We start from the raw sequence: 14,906 nt of genomic DNA on the forward strand, positions 1-14,906 counted from the left end.
AGAGTGTGAGTCGTGTTCACACGCATTCACCACGTGGCGTTCCTCGTCGGCGACTTAGACGAAGCCAGCGCCGCGTTCGAATCCCAGTTCGGCGTCGAACAGCTCACGCGCCGCGAGATGACCGGCGACTTCGAGTTGGCGGTCGCCCTCTACCCGGTCGGCGAGTCGCTCGTCGAACTCATCACGCCCACCACCGACTCGGGGTGGGTGTACGAGACGTGGCGCGAACAAGGCGACGGCTTCTTCCACATCGCCTTCGAGGTCGACGACGTCCACGAGCGCATGGCCGAGTTACAGGCCGCCGGCGTCGCGTTCGACAGCGACGCCCCACAGGAAGGCCTCGACTGGCTCGTCGCCACGCTCGATGCCGACGCGAGCGTCGTCCCCATGCAGTTGGTCGAAGACGAGAAGACGATGGACGAACGAATCGCGGCGTTCAGAACGTCCGAGGGACGTACATCGTAATCTGGGGGACGTACGTGATGACGAGCAGCGCCGCGATGAGAATCACGTAGTACACCTTCGTCCGACTGAACACCCGAGCGACCGGGACGTCCGCGATGTCCGCGGAGAGGTAGACCGACAGCCCGAGCGGCGGCGTCAACAGCCCGAGCATCAGATTGAACACCATGATGACGCCGACGTGGACCGGGTCGACGCCGGCCTCGACGAGCGTCGGCGCGACGATGGGCGTCATCATCACGAGCGCCGCGATGGGGTCGAGGAACAGCCCGATGAACAGCAACACGAGGTTCACGAGCAACAACAACACGAGTTTGTTCTCGGAGATGGTGAACAGCGTCTGCGCGAACATCGTGTCGATGTTCTCGACGGACAGCACGAAACTGAAGACGCTCGCGGCCGCGAGGATGATGACGATGCTCCCGCTGGTCTTCGTCGTCTCGACGGCGGCCTTCCAGATGTACCCGAAGTCCACGATGCGGTAGACGAACGTGTTCACGAGCAGGATGTAGAACACGGTCACGCCCGCGGCTTCGGTCGGACTGAACACGCCGGCGAGCATCCCCGAGACGAGGACGACGGGCGTGAGCAACGCCGGGAGCGCGACCAGAAACGTCCGCCCGATGTCGCGCACCGACGCGCGCTTGTCGTTGCTCGGGAGGTCTTGGGTCTTCGCCACGTACACCGTCCCGAGCATCAGCGCCGCGACGGTCAGCAACGCCGGCAGCGCCCCCGCGAGCAGCAACGAGAGGACGGACACCTCGGCGATGATGCCGAAGATGATGAGCGGGATGCTCGGCGGGAAGATGGGGCCGACGGTCGCCGACGCGCTCGTCAGCGCTGCCGAGAAGTCGGCGTCGTAGTCGGCGTCCGTCATCGACTTGATGAGGACGCGACCGACGCCGCCGATGTCCGCGAGCGCGGACCCGGAGATGCCCGCGAAGATGAGGCTCGTGACGATGTTCACTTGCGCGAGGCCGCCGTCGTAGTGGCCGACGAGGCTGTCCGCGAAGTCGAATATCTTCTCCGTGATGTCGCCGTGGTTCATCAGCGACCCGACGTAGATGAACAGCGGGATGGCGAGGAACGTAAAGGAGTCGAGCGACCGCATCATGTTCGTCGCCGGGAATATCACCGGCTGGCCCTCGACGAAACTGTACCACAGGGCCGGGGCGAGCAGCGCCACCCAGACCGGCACCCGGAGGAGCGCGAGCAGGACGAACATCGCGATGACGACGACGCCGAGCATCCCCATCAGGCACGCACCTCCTTGACGTCGAGGTAGAGGCGGCGCACGTACACCAGGATGAGGAACCCGAGGCCGACGACGGGCGCGAGGTAGTACAGCGGAATCGGGATGTCGACGAGCGGCGCGGTGGAGTCACGGAACTGCTGCATCGCCTTCACCGACCCCCAGAACACGACCGCGGCGGCGAACAGACACACCAGCGTCACGAGGATGTCGTGGAGGGGCTTCCAGCGCTCCGGAATCCGCTGTGAGAGGTAGTCGATTTCGATGTGGCCGCCGTCGAGGGCGAGGCCGCCGACGACGAGGAACGCGAGCCACACCTCGAAGAACTGCGCGATTATCTGGAGGCCGCTGAACCCGAGGCCGAAGTTGCGCGACGCTACGCGAGCAATCATCAACCCGAGGATGAGCAGGAGCGAGAGGGCTGCCGTCGCGTAGAACGCACTCGCTACGCGGTCGAACGAGAGCCGGGACTCGGCCATCGTTAGGCTGGGTAGCCGTCCCCGTGCAGTTGCTCGATGGTGCCGATGAGGTCCGGGAACTGCGACCGGATGCGCGACCGGGCGGCGCTGCGGAACGCGTCCATTTCGAGGTCTTCGGGCGGCACGATGGTGAGGCCGTTGTCCCGCATGAAGGACTTGTGGCCTTCGAGGTTGCTCTCGAGGGTCTCGGTCGCCCGCGGCTGAATCTCGCGGACGCCGTCGTACAACACCTGCTGTTCGCTCTCCGAGAGGTCCTGGAAGACGCCCTCGTTCATGATGACGGCGAGCGGCGAGTGCATGTGGTTGGTCTCGAGGATGTAGTTCTGGTTCTCCCAGATGCCCGAGGACCGGATGATGTTGTAGGGGTTCTCCTGGCCCTGGATGCTCCCGGTGGCGAGCGCCTGTGGCACCTCCGAGAAGTCGATGTTCGTGGTCTGGGCGCCGAGCGCCTTGAGCGCCTCCGAGTACATCGCGATGGGCACTGCGCGCATCGTGTACTCGGAGAGTTCCTCGGGGTTGCGCGGCGGTTCGTTGTTCACGTTGAGCGTGACGCGCCGTGTCCCCTGGACGACCGCGCCGAGCGACCGGATGTCGGTCTCGGAGACGAGGTCGTCGATGACCTGCTGGGCGATTTCGGAGTCCTGCGGGTCGGTCTTCTCGTAGATGTCCTCGTAGGGGTTGTCCGGGTCGTAGAGGTACGGCGCGTCGAACACTTGCGCCGGCTGGTACTGGGTGCCCGTGAGCGCGTACGGGATGACGTACATGTCCAGAGAGCCCGAGGAGACGTTCTCGATGGACTCGATCTGGCCGCCGAGTTCGCTGTTCCGGTACGCGTCGATTTCGATGGAGCCGCCCGTCTCTTCGGAGACGTACTCGCCGAGCCACGCGGCCGCGTCGCCGTGTACGGAGCCTTCGGCCGCCGGGGAGTTCGCCCGCAGCGTGGTCGTTCCACCGCCGCCGAACAGGCCCATGCAGCCCGCGAGGACGCCGAGGCCGGTCGCCGCAGCGCCGGTCTGCAAGTAGGTTCGGCGGGAGATTCTACGCCCATTGTCACCATTTACCATGATACCTCTCCACGGGCGTATCACTATCAATGTTCGTATTGCAGATAGATTTGTTGACAGGTACCTGTCTGATTCCCCTGAAAAAACACCGCTACGGCTTGTATTTACGCCACTGCGACTCGAAACGGTCGATTCGCCGCATCGCGTCGCCCGTCACCCGACGAGCGCGACCAACGAGAACAGCGTCGCGACAGACGCCACCGTCGACGCGAACACGTTCAACGACGCGAACTCCGTGTCCCCGCCGAGTTCCCCCGCGAACACGAACGTCGAGACGGCCGTCGGCGTCCCGAGCATCACCACGCTCGCCGTCACCGTCGCCGCGTCCGACGCCAACCCACGGAACACCAACCACGCCAACACGGGCATGAACACGACCTTCAACGCGACCACCGTCCCGGTCGACCACGCGTCCACCGACGGCACGTCCACGTCCAGCGACGCGCCGACACACAGCAACGCCGTCGGCAACGCCAACGACCCGACAGCGTCGAGACCGCCAGCCACCCCCGCGGGCACGCCGACGTCCCCGGCGCCCACCAACAACCCGGCCAACAGGGAGAGCAACACCGGGTTCGCGACCAGTTGTGTCGCCTCCCGGCGCAACGGCACGTCCGCCTCGTTCACGCTCACGAACACCGCAATCGTCAACGGCACCTGCACAAGCGACACGACGCCGAGGACGACGCCCGCGACGGCGGTGACGCGCGCGTCGAACGTCGCCGCTATCAGCGGAAATCCGAGGTAGCCGACGTTCGAGTGATAGGACTGCACGATGGCGACGCTCCGCTCCGCACGCTCGCCGCGCCCCCGGTGGACCGCCCACGCGACGCCCGCCGTCGCCAACAACACGAACGAATGCCCCGCGAACAGCGCCGGCGTCACCAGCGACGCCACCGACTGGTCGTACGTCGACACGAAGATGAGCGCCGGCAACGCGACGTAGTACGCGAACGCGTTCAAGCGCTCGCTGCGCGTCTCGTCCAGCACGCCGACCGCCCGGAGCGCCGTCCCCGCCAACAGCAACGCGAGCAACCCGAGCAGTCGACCCACCAGTTCCATGCCCACAGCAGTCGACGCAGCGGTTTGCCTGTTCGGGTCGCTCCCATATTTTCCCCGTGGCGCCCGCCGACGGAGCGACCGGACGGCGTCGGTCAGCAGTCGAGCGCGTCGGCGAGTCCGTGCAGCGAGTCGACCGCGACGTCCGGGTCGCCGCCGAACGACGCCCACGGGCCGCCGCCGCCGCGGTTCACCCAGACGCCCTGCATCCCGGCGTGGGTCGCTCCCAACACGTCGAACCACCCCGCGGTGGCGTGCGCGATGGCCCGAATCGGCGTGCCGGTTCGGCCCGCGGCGTGCTGGTAGAGCGCGGCGTCGGGCTTGAACACGCGAATCTCGTCGGCGCTAATCGCGTCTTCGAGCAGGTCGCCGATGCCCGCGTGCTCGACCATCGACGCGAGCATCTCCGGGTCGCCGTTCGAGACGACGTAGCAGTCGTAGCCGCCGTCGCGGAGGCGTTCGATGGCGTCGCGGACGTCGTCGAACACGTCGAGTTCGTGGTAGACGGCGAGAATGTCGTCGCGCTCGTCGGACGAGCAGTCGACATCGTGAGCGTCCAGCGCGTACTGGAGCGCCGCCCGGTTCACCTCGTAGAACGGCCGGTACGCGTCGACGTGGTTCGCGACGAACGTGTACGCAAGCGACTGCGACCGCCACAACTGCGACACCGGCTCCGGGTCCGGGACGCGGTCCGCGAGCGCGGCTTCCGCCGCGTCGACGTCCACGAGCGTGCTGTACGAGTCGAACGTCACCGTCTGCACGCGGTCCGCGTCGAGTGGCATGCGACGACACACGGCGGGCGACACCTTAGTTGTCGGCCCACGCCGGGACGTGATGCCAAGCCGTCGACACACAGCGACCGCGAGAGAAGAGTTCGAGGTGGAGTTACAGCTTGACTGCTTCCTTGTCCTCGAGGGACTCGGGGACGTTGACCCAGTAGGTGGTCTTCGAGCCGTACTGCGTCGTGACCGTCAGCTGGACTTCCTCGCCGGCCTTCAGTCCGTCCGTGGTAATATTGCTCGCGGCCATGACGACCTTGATGCGGTCGGACTGGTCGACGAGCACGTCGGGGTTCTCGCCCTTGATGGACTCGGTGGTGAACTCCGTGTCGTTCGCGGCGGAGCTGTCGTAGGTGAGGGTGGTGGCGGTGTCCGGGCCGATCCACTGAATCGTACTCTTCGAGAGGTTGATGTTGTCGGCGCCCGCGGCCTGCCGCACCGTCAGATTCGCGAAGTCGACGTTTCCGGAGGCGTTGACGTTGCCGTAGGCGGAGACGACGTTGATGCGGTTGGAGACCTGTGCAGAGGCTTCCTCGCCAGTCGCTTGACCTTTGGACTGGAGGAAGCCGGCCGTGTTGATGAGAACGCCTGCGGCGATCGCGGCGACCAGGACCATCGCGATGAACACGATGAGCGTCCCGATCCCCACCTGACCGCGCTCGTCTTCGTCGTTGATGAACTCGAACATTAGTTTGGTAGATTCGCCCGCCTGACTCCACGGGGCGTACTGTACCGGGAACGGTCGGGGTATATAAGCCTACGGCGCAGTTATTACCCGTGAAAATGCCGCGCCCGTTCGGCGTCGGTGCGGCGGGCCGAGTTCGCGAGCAGGAAGGACGAATTCAGGAGTGCGAGCGTAAGAACAACCCCCGGCGCCGTCGCACTGTATCGGAATCCCAACTACTTTGTATCGACTGCCGCTGAGGGGCTACCGGGAGCAGTTGTCCGAGGACCGATGTCAGACGGCACCCCACCCTGTCCCTGACTTCCTCTCGCTCCCTCCGAGGCGGTCCCTCCCCGTACCGCCTCGGGCACGCATCGTTTCTGTCGTCGGCTCGGTAGCGTGACAGCGGTCGCTACGGCCAGAGGCCGCGGGCTTCCTTCGCGCGCCCGATTCGTTCGAGCGCGACGACGTACGCGGCGTCCCGCCAGCGCAGGTCTCGCTCGTCGACTACCGACCGCACCGCGTCCCACGCCGACAGCATCTCGGATTCGAGTTCCTCGCGGACGCGCTCGCCGGACCACTTCCGGCGGTTGATGTCCTGGAGCCACTCGAAGTACGAGACGGTGACGCCGCCCGCGTTCGCGAGGATGTCCGGAATCACCGGAATCCCGCGCTCCGCGAGCATCTCGTCGGCGCGCGACGTGGTCGGGCCGTTCGCACCCTCGACGACGATGTCGGCCTGCACGCTGTCGGCGTTGGCTTCGGTGAGGACGTTCCCGATGGCGGCGGGCACGACGACGTCCACGTCGAGTTCGAGGAGGTCCCCGTTCGTAATCGTGCTCGTGGCGTCGTAGCCCATGACCGCCTCCGGTTCCTCGGCGTGGGACGGAATCGCGTGCGTGTCGAGGCCGTCGGGGTCGTGGATGCCGCCGTTCACGTCGCTGACCGCGACGACGTTCGCGCCCCAGTCGTCGAGCAGTTTGGCGGCGTTCGACCCGACGCTCCCGAAGCCCTGCACGGCCACGTCGGTGTCGGCGATGTCCTTGTCGTAGTAGTCGATGGCCTCGCGAGTGACGATGGCGACGCTCCGGCCGGGCGCCTCCTCGCGGCCGTGGCTCCCGCCGGCGACCGGCGGCTTCCCGGTGACGACGCCGGGGATGGTCTCGCCCTGCTGCATGCTGTAGGCGTCCATGAACCACGCCATCGTCTGGGCGTCCGTCCCCATGTCTGGCGCGGGGATGTCCTGGTTCGGGCCGACCTCGTCCCGAATCTCCTCGGCGAACCGCCGGGTCAGACGCTCGCGCTCGTCGTCGCTGAGGTCCTTCGGGTTCACGACGACGCCGCCCTTCGCGCCGCCGAACGGGAGGTCCATCACGGCGCACTTCCACGTCATCCACATCGAGAGGCCGATGCACTCCTCGTCGGTCACTTCGGGATGGTAGCGCAGGCCGCCCTTGTAGGGGCCGCGCACGTCGTCGTGCTGTGCCCGGTACCCCTCGAAGACGTCGACGGTGCCGTCGTCGCGCTCGACGGGGACGGAGACGCGGACGACTCGCGTCGGGTGTTTCAGGCGCTCGATGACGCCCGAGTCGACGTCGACGTGTTCGGCCGCCTCGCGGAGTTGGCGGCGCGCCGTCTCCAGGGCCGACTCCGGTTCCGACTCCTCGCGGTCGTCCTCGGTAGTGGTAGTCGCCGGCATTGTCACTCGATGGGCGTCCGTCGGTTGCGCATCGCGCCGGCGCAGTCCGGACACTCCCCCGGATTGTCCTCGGTGACGACGACGTTCCCGCAGTCGAAACACTCGTAGGGCGACTCCTCGCTCGGCGTTGGGTCTACGTCTCTCATTGGTCGTTGCGCCCGCGGCGGACGCTCACCGAGCGGTAATACTTGCGTCAGGGAGTGTTCGTCAGTTGATTACGAAACCGACTGCCAGCGATTCGGGTTGAGAGTTCAACCCCTACGTCGTCCCGCTCGTCGCGATGGGGACGTGGTCGTCGACGAGCGCAGCGACGAGTTTCCGCTGGACCGCGCGCACGTGCTGGTAGAACGCCTGCGGCGAGATGCCCAGCGAGTCCGCCACGTCCTCGCCGGTGCTCTTGCGCGGCGACTCGAAGAAGCCGCTGTAGTACGCCGTCTCCAAGACCTCCAGTTGCCGGGCAGTGAGGTCGTCGAGGACGCCCGCGTAGAAGCCGTTCTCCGAGGCCTGCTCGCGGGTCTGCTTGGCGGCGAGGTCGGCGTCCGCGAACGAGCGCTCGACCAGTTGAGTGACGTGGCGGGCGTCCACGCGCTCGGGCACGTCCACGACGATGTGCGTCTCCGACGGCGAGACGGTCGCGTTCCGGAGAATCGCGCCGTGGTCGGCGAGCGACGTCGCGACGAACGGCTCGGAGAGCGCGAGGCGAACCACGCCGCCGCTCTCGCCGCCGCCGACGGCGCGCGCGTCGTCGACCGCCACGAGGTCACTCGCGGCCGCCACCACGCCGTCGACGGCGGCGTCCTCCACGACCACGAAGACGTGGCTGCCGTCGGTCGTCTGCTGGACGCCGCCCTCGTATGCGAGCGTGCAGTCCGCGGCCCGCGCAAGCTGCGCGAGGACGAACGACCGGTCGGTGACGTCGAACTCGACGCGCGTCATCGACGTCGTGAGCAGCGCGCGCTTGCGTTCGCTCGCGCTGATGGCGGCCGCGATGGTCTCCCCGAGTTCCTCTAAGACGGTGCGAATCGTCTCGTCGAAGGCGTCCGGCGTCGCCGCGTACACCGTCAGCACGCCGTGCGTGAGGTCGTTGTACGCGAGTGGGATGCTCAACGCCGAGAGGAAGTCGCGGGCGAGCGCGCGCTTGCGCCACGGCGCCGCGCGCAGGTCGGCCGGGACGTTCGCCACCTTCGTCACGTCGCCCGTCGCCGCGGTCCGCACCGCCGGTTCGGCGGCGTCGGCGTCCGGGTCGAAGGACTGCTCGTCGAGGTAGCCCTTCCCGTCGCCTGCCCACGCTCGCGGCGTCACCGCGCCGGTCGCGGCGTCGACGGAGCCCACCCACGCGAACCGGAAGCGGTCGTCGTCCGCGAGGCGCTCGCAGACGGCGCGGTCTATCTCCTCGTGGGTCTCAGCGCGCACGAGCGCCCGGTCGATCTCCCGGATGGTCTCGTTGGTGCGGTTCAGCGTCGTCAGCTGGTCGTTCTGGCGCTGGAGTTCGCGGTCCTGCTCGCGGAGCCGGGACTCGCGACGGACGCGGTCGAGGGCGGCCTCGGCGGTCGCCGCGAGCAGGTCGGCGAGTTCCCGCGTGACTTCGTCGAACGCGCCGACCTCGTTCGACCCGGCGACGAACACGCCGTGGTTGCCGAGCGGGATGAACGCCGCGCTCCGGAGGTCGGTCGCGGGGTTGCCGAGCCGGTCGGCGTCGTGGACGTCGTCGAAGAACAGCGGTTCGTCCTCCACGAAGCTGTAACTCGGGAGCGTCTCGCCGTCCGCGTGCACCGTCGGCAGCGGGCCGTGCAGGTCGCGCATCCCCTGGGAGTGGGCGGCGGGCCGGAGGTCGTTGTCGTCGGCGTCGAAGAGATACACCGCGGTCGCGTCGAGGTCGAGGACGGACGCCGCGTCCGCGACGACCTGCTGGGCGATTTCGCCGTGCGTCTCGGCGTACAGGAAGTCACGCGCCGTCTCCTGGAGGGTCGCGAGCGCCTGCTCGCGTTGCTTTCGCATCGTGATGTCGCGGCAGCTGTAGAGCAGCGTGCCGTCCTGAATCGACACCTCGCGGACGTTCACGAGCAGCGTGTGTTCGCGTCCCGCCTTGTCGGTGGCCGTCACCTCGATGTTCTTCAGGACGCCCCCCTCGGCGAGTTCCTCGCGGTCGAAGAGGTCGTCGCCGAGCAGTTCGTCGATGGGTCCGAGGTCGCGTATCTCGTCGGCGGTGTACCCGAAGATGAAGTGGACGTTCGGGCAGACGTACGTGTACTCGCCGTCCTCGTCGGTCATCAGGACGGTGTCAGTCATGTTGCTGAGGGTGACGCGGTGGAGTTGTTCGGACTGCCGGAGGTCGCGTTCGAGGTCGACGCGCTCGGTGGTGTCGACGCCCTCCACGACGACGGAGACGACGTTCCCGCGCTCGTCGGTGACCGACTGCGCGGAGAGTTCGACGACGCGGTCGTCCGCGACGCCGGAGCGCGTGACGACGGCGTGCCCGAACCCGCCGTCGAGCGCCGAGTCGACGACGCGCCGGATGTCCTCGCGGGTGCCGTCGTCGGCCGGCCACCACGGGAGCGTCCAGAAGGCGTCCCCGACGAGGTCGCCGGCGTTCGCGTCGAGGAAGTCCCGCGCGGTCTGGTTGACGCGTTCGAGGCGGCCGTCGGCGTCGAGCACCCACGTCGCGGTGCGCGCGTCGTGGAAGATGGCGTCGAACTGCCGGGCGCGCTCGCGCTGGGTGGTCGTCCGGCGCGCTTCGCGGACGGCGCGTTCGGCCCGTTCGAGCGTCTCGTCGACGCTGTCGGCGAGCGGGTCGCGGACCGCGACGTACTCGGAGACGCCGGCGGCGACGGCGTCGCTCGCCAGCCGTTCGCTGCCCGACGCCGCGCCCAAAATCACGGGGAGCGTCGCGGTGTGTTCGCGGAGCGCGCGCGTCAGCGCCACCCCCGAGTCGTCCGGGAGGTCGGCGGCGGTGACGACGCAGTCCGCGTCGCCCGCGTCGAGTGCGTCGCTCGCGGTGTCGACGCGTTCGACCGCGGCGTCGGTGCGTTCGCGGAGCGCGTCGGCGACGGCCGTCGCCCAGTTCGTCTGTCCGACGACCAGTACCGCCGACGAGTCGAGTACGGAGTCTGATGGAACCATCACGTGAGAGCGTGGCGAGTCGGCGACGGCGCGCCGCCGTCGGCCGGGGGTCGAGTCCCGTTAGTTCGCACGAGCCCAGAAGTCGCGTGCATTACAGTTCAATGTCGGTCTAGTACGATGCTTTACTATACAACTGTCGCGGACGCGGCGCGGGGTGCCGGGTCGCGGCGGCAGTCAGACCAACCGGAGGGCGCCGGTCACGAGCGCGAGCGACACCACGAGCCGCCCGACCGTGCCGACGAACGCAGCGAGCGCGAGCATCCGCTCGTCGTCGGTTTCGAGCAGGCTGAACGCGTAGATGACGGCGGTGTCGGGCATCAGCGGAATCGAGAGCGTGACCGCCAGTCCGACGTAGCCGTACCGCCGGACGAACGACGTGACGCGGCCCTCGATGGGTGCGGCGCTCGACCCGAAACTGAACCGCCCGAGTAGCCACCACGTCGACAGCGACTCGACGGTGCCGCGCCCGACGCGGTACGCGACGACGCTCCCGATGGCCTTCCCGACGGCGCTCACGGCGACGACGACGGCGATGCTCGCGACCGGTGGCACGCCAGGCACCATCTTCGCCGCCGGAATCAACACCAGTTCGCCGGGGAGCGGGAGGACGAACGCGACGAGAAAAGAGAAGGCGAACACCAAGAGGAGTCCGAGCGGACCGGTCGTCGTCGCTACGAGCGTCTCTATCGCGCCCAGCATCACTGCGCCCCGGCTTCGGGGAGGGACTGCCGAGGGTGGCACGCCGTTGCGGGGACCAACCGCGTCGGGGGCGGACTACCTGTCACGCCCAGGGGTACCGAGCAATGGGACGTAAAGGATTCTACTTCGAACGAGCGCGGGTCGGCGCCGGTGGCGCGCGGTGGGGCCGAGCCGGCGACCGTCAGTCGTCGTCGGGCGCCTCGACGCGGTCGCCACACCACTGACAGAAGTCGAGGTCCGGGTCGTGGGAGCGCCGGCAGTTCGGACACGTCGGCCACGCCGTCTGGTCGATGCGGACGCGCCGCCGGGCGTTGTAGGCACGTGCGGCGACGTACGCGTCGACGGTGGCGAGCGCGGAGAGGACGAGCAACGGGAGGACGGCGCCTGCGGGGGCGTCCCCGAGAACGTACGCCTGTACGGTGGCCGGCCCGACGAGGTACGACGTGCCGAGGAGGACGAACAGCCACCCGAGCGCGCGCCGCCAGCGTCGGAGGTAGAGGTGGCCGAGACCGACGGCGAAGGCGGTCAGGAGCGCGGCGAGCCACGGCCGTTTCTGGGCCGACCCGTTCATGTATTGAACGAACGTTCACCGAGGTATAGGTATTCTGGTCGGCGAGGCGCGGTACCTCGACCGGTAGTTTAAGTATTTACCAAATGGTTAGTCACGGGTGTGAGACTCCAATGACCGACACGAGAACCCGACAGTATCTCGCGCTCGGCGCGATAAGCGCCGTCGTCTCGCTCGTGATTCTCCCGCTCGCCGGCCTCGCCTCGGTGTACAGCGGGTACAAGGTGTACGGCGACACGCGCGCCGTCTACAGTTACCTGCTCGCGGGCGTCGGCGCGTTCTCCGTCCTCCTCTGGGTCGGCTACGTCGCGACGCTGTGACCGCGAGAACGGCGAGCGACGCCGCGCGACCCGAAAGGGACACCTCCGTCGAACACGCAACCACGAGGCAATGACCGGCGACGACCCCGACCAGTTGGACCCCGGAAAACGGGACATCATGGAAGCCACGTACAGCGCGCTCACCAAACACGGGTACGGCGACCTGACGATACAGCAAATCGCCGACGAGTTCGAGAACAGCAAGACGCTGCTGTACTACCACTACGACAGCAAGGACGCCCTCCTCCTCGATTTCCTCGACTACGTCCTCCAGCAGTTCCTCGCAGACCTCCCCGACGCCTCTGAATCGCCCCGGGAGGAACTGGAGACGCTCGTCGACACGCTGCTGCCGACGACCGTCGACGACGACCCGTACCGCGTGATGCTGGCGATGTTCGAACTGCGCGTGAACGCGCCCCACGACGAGGACTGCCGCGAGCAGTACCTCGCCGTCGAGGACGAACTCGCCGACTACATCCGCGACGTCCTCGCGCGCGGCGTCGACGCCGGCGAGTTCGAACCCCTCGACCTCGACGTGGAGACCGAACTGCTCGTCTCGTTGCTCGTCGGGACGCGCGCCCGCCGCCTCACCGTCTACGACCCCGACGAGTCCATCGAGTCGCTGAAAGCCGCGATTCGCGCGCACGTCGACCGCATCACCGCCGACTAGCCCGCCCGGTCACGCGCCGTCGGCGCGGTGGAGGGGCGCGCGCGAAATCGTCTCCCGGAGGCGCGGAATCGACTCGCGGCCGCCGTCGCGGACGGCCGCCGCGACCGCGGCCACCTCCTCGCGGGACACTTTCACCGGTCGGTCGGTGGCGGCGTCGGCCGGCCGCTTGGACAGTTCCCTGAGCGTCCCGACGGCGAGGAGGTAGGGGAGCGCCCACGCGACGACCGTGTTGCCGTCTCCGAGCGGCATCGCCTGCAGGTACGCCTCGGCGCCGTCGCGGTGGGATTTCGCGCGTTCGACGACTCGCTCGACGACACGCGCGACGCCCGACCGGTTCTCGTCGGCGAGCAGTCGGTCCTGTGAGACGCCCTCGGCGGCCAGCCAGTCGGCGGGCAGGTAGACGTTCCGTTCGGTCGCGTAGTCGTCGCGGACGTCCTTCGCGACGTTCACGAGTTGGAGGAGGCGCCCGAAGTGTTCGGCGTTGGTGCGGAGGGCGTTCGCGCGGCCTGCCGGGAGCGACTGCCGGGCGAGGAGGTTCGTGACGAGCGTGCCGACGGTGCCGGCGACGTAGTGACAGTAACTCCGGAGTTCGACGTCCGTCTGGATGCGGAGGCCGTCCTCGTCGGCGTACCGGTCGACGAAGCGCGTCATCCCGTCGACTAACTCCAGTATCGGCGGTCGCATCGCCGCGCGGACCGCCGGGTCGAAGTCGGCGAAGGTCGCCAGCACGGTCGGCGCGTCGGCGACGAGGCGCCAGTCGGCGTCGCGCTCGTCGGGACGCGTCCGGCGGTCGGGAATCCGCGGTGCGACGGCGGCCGCGAAGTCGTCGGCGGTCGTGTCCGTCCCCGGGTCGAGGGCGTCCCGGTACGTCTCCAGGAGGGCGACGCGACGCTCGGGCGAGACGTGGGTGGTGTCCTCGACGGTGTCAGGGATGCGACAGAGGAGGTAGCCGACGCAGACGTAGTCGGCCATCGGTGCCGCGAGCTGGTCGACGGTGAGCGCGAACGTCCGGGAGACGTCTTGGACGGTGCGGTGGCAGTACGTGCGGTCCGGGGCGTCGCCGCGCCGGGAGTGCTGTGTTGTCATCGGTGGGGCGGAGTGTGTCGGGCGGCCGCGTCTGGGTGTGCGAGCCCTCGCGCTGTTGAATGCACAGTTAGTATTTATATTCAGCGTCTCCGAGAGACGACAGAATGCACCTCCAGACCCCGTGTAGTGTTCTGAGGTGTGTTTCCAGAAAGTACTTTACTAAACGTTCAATAGATAAGTATCGTGTACGACTTCACCGACACTATCGTGCTCGTCACCGGCGCCGGGTCGGGTATCGGACGGGCCACCGCGCACCGATTCGCGGCCGACGGTGCGACCGTCGTCGTCGCCGACATCGACACCGAGAGCGGCCACGAGACGGCCGGGGAAATCGAGGACCGCGGCGGCGACGCCACGTTCGTCGAAGTCGACGTCAGTCGGCCGGCGTCGATAGCGGCGCTCGTGAACACGACACTGAACGAGCACGGCCGCCTCGACGTGGCGGTCAACAACGCCGCCACCGGGAACCGGCCGGCGCCAATCACCGACATCGACGAGGAGGAGTGGCACCGCGTGCTCGACGTCAACCAGACCGGCGTCTGGGCGGGTATGAAACACGAACTCCCGGCGCTGTTCGAATCCGGCGGCGGCGCCATCGTCAACGTCGCGTCGAAGGCAGGCATCCGCGGGAGTCCGGGGCGCACGCCGTACGGCGCGAGCAAGCACGGCGTCGTCGGACTGACGCGGTCGGCCGCGCTGGAGGTGGCCGACGAGGCCGTCCGCATCAACGCGGTCTGCCCGACCATCGTGGACACGCCGGCGCTCCAGTCGATGACCGAGCGCGAGCGCGAACAGGTCGTCGGGAACGTCCCGATGGGCCGGCCCGCCGACCCCGAGGAGGTGGCGAACGCCATCGCGTGGCTGAGTTCGGACGAGGCGTCGTTCGTCACCGGCCACGCGCTCCCCGTCGACGGCGGCGAGACCCAACAGTAGCCGTTCCGACTGCGGCCCGAAGGCGAACGCGGGCTAAATTTTATCTCCCCGA

The 14,906-nt window shown here is 67.9% G+C and carries 16 protein-coding genes; 4 read left to right on the forward strand and 12 right to left on the reverse strand.

All coding sequences use genetic code 11. The features are described from left to right. Window positions 1-12 precede the first annotated feature (12 nt). A complete protein-coding gene (locus LT972_RS12140) occupies window positions 13-465 on the forward strand; it encodes a VOC family protein (protein ID WP_232570647.1) in 453 nt (150 codons plus the stop codon). On the opposite strand, the gene LT972_RS12145 is transcribed toward LT972_RS12140, so the two are convergent. The 11 genes from LT972_RS12145 to LT972_RS12195 form a co-directional block, all read right to left on the reverse strand. Continuing rightward, window positions 437-1,717 (reverse strand): TRAP transporter large permease, encoded by a 1,281-nt coding sequence (locus LT972_RS12145; protein ID WP_232570648.1) that lies wholly within the window; start codon window positions 1,715-1,717, stop codon window positions 437-439. The two genes, LT972_RS12140 and LT972_RS12145, sit on opposite strands and share 29 nt — an antisense overlap. Beyond that, window positions 1,717-2,193 (reverse strand): TRAP transporter small permease, encoded by a 477-nt coding sequence (locus LT972_RS12150; protein WP_232570649.1) that lies wholly within the window; start codon window positions 2,191-2,193, stop codon window positions 1,717-1,719. Before LT972_RS12150 ends, LT972_RS12145 begins: the two co-directional genes overlap by 1 nt. 2 nt (window positions 2,194-2,195) lie before the next feature. Continuing rightward, window positions 2,196-3,212: a TRAP transporter substrate-binding protein gene (locus LT972_RS12155; RefSeq protein ID WP_232570650.1), complete on the reverse strand. Its 1,017-nt coding sequence runs from the start codon at window positions 3,210-3,212 to the stop codon at window positions 2,196-2,198. Window positions 3,213-3,410: 198 nt separating this feature from the next. Beyond that, window positions 3,411-4,319: an AEC family transporter gene (locus LT972_RS12160; RefSeq protein WP_232570651.1), complete on the reverse strand. Its 909-nt coding sequence runs from the start codon at window positions 4,317-4,319 to the stop codon at window positions 3,411-3,413. A gap of 92 nt (window positions 4,320-4,411) precedes the next feature. Further along, window positions 4,412-5,098, reverse strand: coding sequence for a haloacid dehalogenase type II (locus LT972_RS12165; protein WP_232570652.1), 687 nt, complete (start codon window positions 5,096-5,098; stop codon window positions 4,412-4,414). Window positions 5,099-5,201: 103 nt separating this feature from the next. Next, window positions 5,202-5,783 carry an archaellin/type IV pilin N-terminal domain-containing protein gene (locus tag LT972_RS12170; RefSeq protein ID WP_232570653.1) on the reverse strand — a complete coding sequence of 194 codons (582 nt, stop codon included), beginning with the start codon at window positions 5,781-5,783 and terminating at the stop codon, window positions 5,202-5,204. 388 nt (window positions 5,784-6,171) lie between these two features. Next, on the reverse strand, window positions 6,172-7,458 hold the full coding sequence (gene gdhB / locus LT972_RS12175) for a glutamate dehydrogenase GdhB (RefSeq protein WP_232570654.1): 1,287 nt from the start codon (window positions 7,456-7,458) through the stop codon (window positions 6,172-6,174). 2 nt (window positions 7,459-7,460) lie between these two features. After that, a complete protein-coding gene (locus tag LT972_RS12180) occupies window positions 7,461-7,604 on the reverse strand; it encodes a rubrerythrin-like domain-containing protein (protein WP_232570655.1) in 144 nt (47 codons plus the stop codon). 112 nt (window positions 7,605-7,716) lie between these two features. Further along, on the reverse strand, window positions 7,717-10,578 hold the full coding sequence (locus LT972_RS12185; protein WP_232570656.1) for a bacterio-opsin activator domain-containing protein: 2,862 nt from the start codon (window positions 10,576-10,578) through the stop codon (window positions 7,717-7,719). 174 nt (window positions 10,579-10,752) lie between these two features. Continuing rightward, window positions 10,753-11,277, reverse strand: a complete 525-nt coding sequence (locus LT972_RS12190) for a hypothetical protein (protein ID WP_232570657.1) — start codon at window positions 11,275-11,277, stop codon at window positions 10,753-10,755. Between the two features lie 181 nt (window positions 11,278-11,458). Beyond that, window positions 11,459-11,848: a zinc ribbon domain-containing protein gene (locus LT972_RS12195; RefSeq protein WP_232570658.1), complete on the reverse strand. Its 390-nt coding sequence runs from the start codon at window positions 11,846-11,848 to the stop codon at window positions 11,459-11,461. 110 nt (window positions 11,849-11,958) lie between these two features. On the opposite strand from LT972_RS12195, the gene LT972_RS12200 reads away from it, so the two are divergent. Continuing rightward, complete coding sequence (locus LT972_RS12200; protein WP_232570659.1) at window positions 11,959-12,165, forward strand: hypothetical protein; 207 nt, start codon at window positions 11,959-11,961, stop codon at window positions 12,163-12,165. Window positions 12,166-12,235: 70 nt separating this feature from the next. Beyond that, window positions 12,236-12,835 carry a TetR/AcrR family transcriptional regulator gene (locus LT972_RS12205; protein WP_232570660.1) on the forward strand — a complete coding sequence of 200 codons (600 nt, stop codon included), beginning with the start codon at window positions 12,236-12,238 and terminating at the stop codon, window positions 12,833-12,835. Window positions 12,836-12,844: 9 nt separating this feature from the next. Here the strand turns inward: LT972_RS12205 and LT972_RS12210 are convergent, their stop codons facing one another. After that, entirely contained in the window at window positions 12,845-13,921 is a 1,077-nt protein-coding gene (locus LT972_RS12210) for a squalene/phytoene synthase family protein (protein ID WP_232570661.1), read from the reverse strand. Window positions 13,922-14,104: 183 nt separating this feature from the next. On the opposite strand from LT972_RS12210, the gene LT972_RS12215 reads away from it, so the two are divergent. Beyond that, entirely contained in the window at window positions 14,105-14,854 is a 750-nt protein-coding gene (locus LT972_RS12215; protein WP_232570662.1) for an SDR family NAD(P)-dependent oxidoreductase, read from the forward strand. Window positions 14,855-14,906 lie beyond the last annotated feature (52 nt).

The sequence above is a fragment of the Halobacterium litoreum genome (assembly GCF_021233415.1).
Lineage (GTDB): Archaea > Halobacteriota > Halobacteria > Halobacteriales > Halobacteriaceae > Halobacterium > Halobacterium litoreum.